At 64.6% G+C, this 7,388-nt stretch carries 6 protein-coding genes; 4 read left to right on the top strand and 2 right to left on the bottom strand.

The features are described from left to right. Positions 1-37 precede the first annotated feature (37 nt). The 4 genes from QAT43_RS13320 (at position 38) to QAT43_RS13335 (ending at position 4,715) form a co-directional block, all read left to right on the top strand. A complete protein-coding gene (locus tag QAT43_RS13320) occupies positions 38-712 on the top strand; it encodes a heavy metal response regulator transcription factor (RefSeq protein WP_305043578.1) in 675 nt (224 codons plus the stop codon). Between the two features lies 1 nt (position 713). Further along, positions 714-2,141, top strand: coding sequence for a sensor histidine kinase (locus tag QAT43_RS13325; protein ID WP_305043573.1), 1,428 nt, complete (start codon positions 714-716; stop codon positions 2,139-2,141). A gap of 91 nt (positions 2,142-2,232) precedes the next feature. After that, entirely contained in the window at positions 2,233-3,633 is a 1,401-nt protein-coding gene (locus QAT43_RS13330; protein ID WP_305043574.1) for a DegQ family serine endoprotease, read from the top strand. A gap of 74 nt (positions 3,634-3,707) precedes the next feature. After that, a complete protein-coding gene (locus QAT43_RS13335; RefSeq protein ID WP_305043575.1) occupies positions 3,708-4,715 on the top strand; it encodes a ribonuclease Z in 1,008 nt (335 codons plus the stop codon). Here the strand turns inward: QAT43_RS13335 and QAT43_RS13340 are convergent. Together QAT43_RS13340 and QAT43_RS13345 are read right to left on the bottom strand one after the other, a co-directional pair. Next, the gene (locus QAT43_RS13340; protein ID WP_305043576.1) at positions 4,712-6,511 is read right to left on the bottom strand and encodes a dynamin family protein; all 1,800 of its coding nucleotides are present in this window, start codon (positions 6,509-6,511) and stop codon (positions 4,712-4,714) included. The genes QAT43_RS13335 and QAT43_RS13340 overlap by 4 nt on opposite strands. A 319-nt stretch (positions 6,512-6,830) precedes the next feature. Further along, positions 6,831-7,103: a hypothetical protein gene (locus QAT43_RS13345; protein ID WP_305043577.1), complete on the bottom strand. Its 273-nt coding sequence runs from the start codon at positions 7,101-7,103 to the stop codon at positions 6,831-6,833. Positions 7,104-7,388 lie beyond the last annotated feature (285 nt).

The following is a 7,388-nucleotide window of genomic DNA, read 5'->3' on the forward strand; positions in this document are numbered from 1 at the left end:
CTGTCAAATTTTCGCAAAGGACAAAGGAGCGATGATCATGCGAATTCTGGTGGTGGAAGACGAGAAGAAAGTGGCCAGCTTCATCAAGCGCGGGCTCGAGGAGGAAGGTTATGCCGTCGATGTCGCCTACGAAGGCGACGAAGGCCTGGACATGGCCACCCACACCCCCTACGATCTGATCCTCATGGATGTCATGCTGCCCAAGAAGGACGGCATCACCGTCATCCGCGAACTGCGCGGCCGCGACGTGGCCACGCCGGTGCTGTGCCTCACGGCCAAGGACACGGTGGACGACATCGTCCAAGGGCTCGATTCGGGCTCCGACGATTACCTGACCAAGCCCTTCGCCTTCGCCGAGTTGCTCGCCCGGGTGCGGGCCCTGATCCGCCGCGGCACCCAGGATCGCGGCGCCGAGCTGCACTTCGCCGATCTGCGCCTCGACCCCGTCTCCCACAAGGTGTGGCGCAGCGACAAGGAGATCGACCTGACCTCCAAGGAGTACGCCCTGCTCGAATACATGATGCGCAACCCCAATCAGGTGCTGACCCGCACCATGATCGCCGAGCACGTGTGGGACTACACCTTCGACTCCTTTACAAACATCATCGACGTCTACATCAACTACCTGCGTAAGAAGGTGGATCGCGACTTCGACAAGAAACTCATCCACACCGTGCGCGGCGTGGGCTACGTGCTCAAGGAATCCGACTGAGTTGCAGTTTCTTCGCTCCATCCGCACCCGCATCACCCTCTGGTACGTCCTCACGGTGGCCCTCATTCTGGGGGCCTCCGGCCTTTTCTGGTACCTGAGCCTGGCGCGCACCCTGCAAGCCGAACTCGACGAACGGCTGCTGGTCATCGCCGAAACCCTGTCCGGGCAGCTCATCGCGACCCCCGAGCCCGATCCCGAGGTCTGCCGCGTCCTCGCCCAGGATCTGGCCCTGAGCGGCAGCGGCGCCTTCGTTCGGATCTACGACGCGGCCGGCAGCCTCTGGTGTGAAACCTCGCCGGGCCTGCTGCCCGAAGCCGGCGCCGCCGATCCGCGCCACACCCTCGTCAGCCCCGGGGGACAGCGCTTTCACAGCCTCGACCAACCGGGCGAGGCGGCGCTGCGCGTTCTCGACTACCAACTGCTGGAAGGCAGCCGGGTCAGGGGGCTGATCCGCGTCGGCATCAGCGAGCAGCCGGCCCGGCACATTCTCGATCGCCTCAAGCTGCTGCTGCTGATCTTCTTCCCCCTGCCCCTGGCGGCCCTGGGCTTCGGCGGCTGGTTTCTCGCCGACCGCGCCCTGGCGCCGGTGGAAAACATCTCGCGCACCATGGCGCAGATCAACACCGACAATCTCTCGCGGCGCCTGCCGGAAGCCGACCAGCACAGCGAGATCGGGCGCCTGGTGCAAAACTTCAACCGCATGCTGGAACAGCTGGAAAATTCCTTCCGCCGCCTGCGCCAGTTCGCCGCCGATGCCTCTCACGAGTTGCGCACGCCCCTCACCGTGCTGCGCGGCGAAACCGAAGTGGCGCTGCGCTGGACCAAGAATCCCGAGGAATTCCGGAACATTCTCGAATCCAACCTGGAAGAGATCGACCGCATGAGCCGCATCATCGAGGATCTGCTGCTCCTCGCCAAAAGCGAGGCGGGAGAAACGCCGATGACCATGAAACAGGTCAATCTCAACCTGATGCTGGAGGAACTCGCCCTACAGGGCAAGATCCTCGGCGAGAACAAGGGCATCGCCGTCTCCCTCAAGCTGCCGGAGAACCTCGAGGTACGGGTCATGGGCGATGAGCTGCGCCTGCACCAGATGTTTCTCAACCTGCTCTCCAACGGCATCAAATACACCCCGACGGGCGGTCGCGTCGAGCTGCAGCTGCGGGTGGAAGGCGAGCAGGCGGTGATCGACGTGCGCGATACGGGCGTGGGCATGGCGCCCGAGCATCTCCAGCGCATCTTCGATCGTTTTTACCGCATCGACCGCAGCCGCTCCCTGGAAAGCGGCGCCGGCCTGGGCCTGTCCATCGTCAAATGGATCGTCGAAGCCCACCAGGGCCAGATCGGCGTGACCTCGACTCCGGGCGAGGGCAGCTGCTTCCAGGTCCGCCTGCCCCTGGCCGCCACGGCGGCCGCCGACGCCGCCTGACCCCTCGGCCGAAACCGCTCCCCCCTGCATTGACATCCTCCCGTGCGATGATTAAATAATCACCGCACGCATTTTCCCTAGGAGGACAACCATGCAAAGGTTCTGGCAACAGGCCCTGATCCTGCCCCTCTTGCTCGCCCTGTTTTTCACCATCCCGTCCCCGCCGGCGGCCGCGGCGCCCCCCGACTTCAGCCAGCTGGCCCAGGAGATGATGCCGAGCGTCGTCAACATCAGCACCTCAAAGACCGTGCAGCGCCGCTCCCCGCGCCTGCCGGGGCCGGGCGGCCCGGGCGGCGATCTGTTCGACGAATTCTTCGAGCGCTTCTTTCGCGGCATGCCCGATGCCCAGCCCCGTCAGCAGCAATCCCTGGGCTCGGGCTTCATCATTTCCGCCGACGGCTACATTCTCACCAACGACCATGTGGTGAGCGGCGCCGATGAAATCAGGGTGCGCCTCTCCGACGGTCGTTCCTTTGACGCGACCCTGCGGGGCACCGACGCCAAGCTCGACCTCGCCCTGCTCAAGATCGACACCGGCGAGAAGCTGCCCGTGGCGCCCCTGGGCAACAGCGAGGAGCTGAAAATCGGCGAATGGGTCATGGCCATCGGCAATCCCTTCGGCCTCAACCAGACCGTGACCGTGGGCATCGTCTCGGCCAAGGGCCGGGTGATCGGCGCGGGGCCCTACGACGATTTCATCCAGACCGACGCGAGCATCAACCCCGGCAACTCGGGCGGCCCCTTGTTCAACATGCGCGGCGAGGTAGTGGGCATCAACACCGCCATCGTCGCCCAGGGCCAGGGCATCGGCTTTGCCATTCCCATCAACGCCGCGCAGATCGTCCTGCCCCAGCTGCGCGAGGAAGGCCGCGTCACCCGCGGTTATCTGGGGGTTCAGATCCAACCCGTCACCCAGGAACTGGCCACCTCCTTCGGCCTCACCGAAACCAAGGGCGCCCTGGTGGTCGACGTACTCAAGGATTCCCCGGCGGAAAAGGCCGGTCTGCGGCGTGGCGACATCATTCTGGAATTCGACGGGCGCAAAATCGACTCCATGAATGATCTGCCGCGGTTTGTCGCGGCCACGTCCGTCGGCAGCGACTCGCGCCTCAAGATCTGGCGCGACGGCAAAACCCGCGAGCTGCGCATTCAGGTGGGCCGCATGTCCGAGGAAGAACCCCAGGTGCGCGCGGCGACCGGCGACGAAGCGGGCAGCCTCGGCCTGTCCTTCGCCGACCTCACCCCCGAGACGGCCCTGGCCCATGGCCTGGAAGGCAAGCAGGGCGCGCTGATCGTCGACATCGACCCGACGGGCCCGGCCGCCGCCGCCAACCTGCGTCCGGGCGATCTGATCGTGGAGATCAGCGGCCGCGCCCTCACCTCCGCCGCCGATCTGCAGGCGGTGCTGAAAAGCGTGAAGAAGGATCAGGTGCTGCGCCTGCTCGTGCAGCGCCGCGACGGGCTGTTCTACACCACTCTCAAGGCCCGCTGAGCACCACGCCAAAACGCCCGCCGCCCCGCCTTGCGCGGGACGGCGGGCGCAATGTTTCGCGACGCCGGAGAGCCATGCGCTCCTCATTTTTCGTCAGGCTGGTCAATGACCCCTTTGGAGATCCGGCGCTCTATGTGCGCGTCGCGCACCGCCGCGAAGCCCTGCTCTTCGATTGCGGCGACCTGCATGCCCTGCCCGCCCGCGATCTGCTCAAAATCCGGGCGGTGTTTGTCTCCCACGCCCACATCGACCATCTCGCCGGCTTCGACCATCTGCTGCGCACTTTTCTCTACCGCCGCCAGCCCCTGCTGGTCCACGGTCCCCCCGGCCTCGGCGAACGCATCGGCCACCGTCTGGCCGCCTACACCTGGAACCTCATCGACGGCTACCCCCTGAGCATCGAGGTGCGCGAATGGGCGGCCGACGGCGCTGGGCAGGCCAGGTGCTTTCGCGCCTCCCGCGCTTTTCGTCCGGAAGCGCCGCGTTTTTTTGCCTGCCCGGCGGGGTTGCTGCACGAAACCACCCATTACCGGGTGCGCGCCGTCTCCCTGGAGCATGGCGACATCCCCTGCCTGGCCTTCGCCCTGGAGGAAAAGCTCCACGTCGCCATTCACCGCGACGCCCTCGACCGCCTCGGCTATCCGCCCGGCCCCTGGCTGAGCCGCTTCAAGGATCTGGTACGCGCCGACGCGCCGCAAGACACCCCCGTGCAGGTCGCGCGGCACGACGGCACGATGGTGGTGCGCCACCTAGGAGAATTGACGGCCGAGATCGCCCACTGCGAGGCGGGCATGAAAATCGTCTACGTCACCGACGCCTCGCCCAGCCCCGCCAACGCCGAACAGATCCTGAGGCTTGCCGCCGACGCTCACCTGCTGGCCATCGAGGCCTGCTTCGCCGAAGCCGACCAGCATCTGGCCGCGGAACGCAATCACCTCACCGCCGGCCTCGCCGGCGCGCTCGGCCGCCGCGCCGGCGCAAAGAAGCTGCTGGTCTTTCACCACTCGCCGCGCTACCAGGCGCAACCGCGCCGCCTTCAGGACCAAGCCCAGGCGGCCTTTCGCGGCGCCGGGGAAAGTTAGGTCGGCGCGCCCAGCAGGCCATGCACTTCCAGCAGTTCGTCGAGGTGGCGGCGCAACCGGGTTTCCTCGGCGGCGGTTTCGTGGAGGTGGGTCATCTTGCGGTTCATGGCGATGCGCACCGCGTCCTGGGCGGCGTTCACGGTTTTTTTCAGCTGATCGCGCAACTCGTGGTCGAAGCGGCGGAAACTCTCGTCGAGGCTTTGGCGCAAGGCCCAGCTGATCTGCTCGACATTCTGCCCGATGAGCCCCGGGTACTGGCGGCGCAGGCGCTTCACGGTGCGGTTGCGGCGAAATTTCTTCGACATCAGCTTGCGGGCGAGACGCTGGCCGAGGGGGTCCATGTCGGAAATAAGAAAACTGGTGCTCCAACTGGAAGGCGGCGCGAAGGCCGTATAGGCGCGCTCCCCGGCGGGGACGCGGTAGGGAATGTCAAAAATGTCGGCGGCGGTGCGCCGCACCTGCTCGATGAGGGCGTTGCCGCGTTGCTGGTGCAGGGTCAGGATCCGCGTGGCCTCCTCGCGGATCAGTTGGGACATGCTCAACATGGCCGGACTGAAAAAGCGCGGAATCGCCCGCTCCAGGGTGGAACGCACCAGGCGCTCCATTTCCTCGGGATCCTCGACGCTCTCCAGATAGCCCTCCACCGCCGGCGCCATCTCGCCCAGGGCCTTGTCCCTGAGCTGGTGCAGCTCGTCGTTGAGCCTGGCCACCAGACGCTTGAGATCGCCGGCGAGCACGTCGGAGGCCGCCAACTGCTCGCGCTCGATCTCGGGCAGGGCGCGACGGAACTGTTCGAGGCGCTGCTGCAATTCCTCCTGCGGCAGTTTCAAGGCGCTCAGGGTCAGCTGCAGCTTCATCAGGGCCACCCCCACGGCATCGCCGGCCTGGCGCCGCAGCGCGGCCTGCAAGACGTCGAGCTTTTCCCGGCTGAGAAAATCGATGAGTTTTTCCTCCACCTCCCGCAGGCCGCTGGCGCGCCAGCCGTTTTCATCGCCTCGCAGGCGGGCGGCCAGCGCCTGGCGCGCGGAAATGGGAAAAATCCGCAGGGGCTCGCCGGCATGATCGGCGCGCTCCAGGTTGGCGCGCAGAAAGTCCAGGGAGGCGCGCAGTTCCTGGGCATCGAGATAATCGATCTTGTTGAAGAGATAAAAGACCCGCGGCAGACGCTCGCGCACCCGGCCGAGAAAATCGAGCTCCGTTTCGGTCAGGGGCGGATCGGGCGAGACGAGAAACAGGGCGGCATCGCACTTGGGCAGGGTCTGGTGGGTGATTTCGGTGTTGTGGCGCAGGGTCGAACCGATGCCCGGAGTGTCGATGAGCACCACGCCCTGGCGCAGCAACGCGGCGGGGTGAAAGATCTCCACGCGCTCCACGCCGCGTCGGTTGTGGGGGTTGCCCTGCTCGCTGACGTAATCGTTGAGCACCGCGGCCAGGGGCTCGCCGGCCGTCGGCAAAAACTCGCGCGGCGTCTCCGCCGTGAAATGAACGCGCACCCGCAGGGCCTCGCCGGCGAGAATGTAGGTGGGAATGGAGGTCGCGGGCAGAATGTCGGTGGGCAGCAGATCCTCGCCGAGCAGGGCGTTGAGCAGGGTGCTCTTGCCGCGCTTGAACTGGCCCATCACCGCCAGGTGAAAACGCCCCTCGTCGAGCCGCTGCCGCAGGGCGTCCAGATCGAGGATGGCGGCCTCGTAGTCGCCGCCGAGTTCGCCAAGGCAGCGCAGGGCCTGCGCGAAGAGTTCCGGCAGGGACGGATCCGGCGTGGTATTGGGGGCAGCGGAGACGGAGAGCTGGTTCATCGGGCATCCTCATACGGGGCGAATTCAAATGGATTGGGCCTCTATCCTACTGAAAAAAGCCGCCCATGACCACCCCGTTCGACAACCGCACCAACAAGCCAAACACAAAAGCGTCAAGAGCCGACGGGGGAGTTCATGCACCGACCGACAGCGACCTCGCCAGGATCTTCAGCGAAGGATTAAACGTCGCTCCGGCGCCAGCCAAGCCTGCCTTCATGATGCTACGGCCTACTTGATTGCGATTGGTTCACTTTGGTTCCAACTGGGCCTCAGGGCGGAGAGAGCTTAGCCCCCTCCGCCCTCTCGTTGCGAACATCCCTTATTCCGACGGGATGGTTTTTACAGGCAAGACCCCGCGGACACGTTCGTCCTCGCTCAACCATTTTTCAATAACGACCCCGTTCTGGGCGACCTCGACGACCACCCAGCCACCAGCAAGTTCCATGCCTTTTTTGACCTTGATTTTTTGCTTTCCATCCACGTCCCGGATGATCGCCTCCTCCCCTTGAATCGATATGACGTTGTACGTCTTGGCCGCGGCAGAGTAAGCGGACAGAATCATGGCGATCAGCATGAAAAAGATAGTTTTCATCGATAGGCCTCCCCTAATTTTTCAGTTCAACAGGAACGGGTCCGGACAGCGCAATGCTGGAGTCTTCAGGGCTGCATTCCGTATTGGTGGGATATTTTTGTCCCACATAGTGAACCCCGCCCCAAACCTTGATGCCGCGGATGTCCGACATTGCGGAATATTGCTCCGGTGATTAAACAGTCAAATTATGCCGCATAGGCAATGCGGGGATGCTTGAAGTAATTGCGCACATGCTCCGGGCGGCTTTGCAGCTTTCGCATGAAGGAACGAGCCTTCTTGGTCAAC

Source organism: Geoalkalibacter sp., from assembly GCF_030604225.1.
In the GTDB taxonomy this organism is placed as follows: Bacteria; Desulfobacterota; Desulfuromonadia; order Desulfuromonadales; family Geoalkalibacteraceae; genus Geoalkalibacter.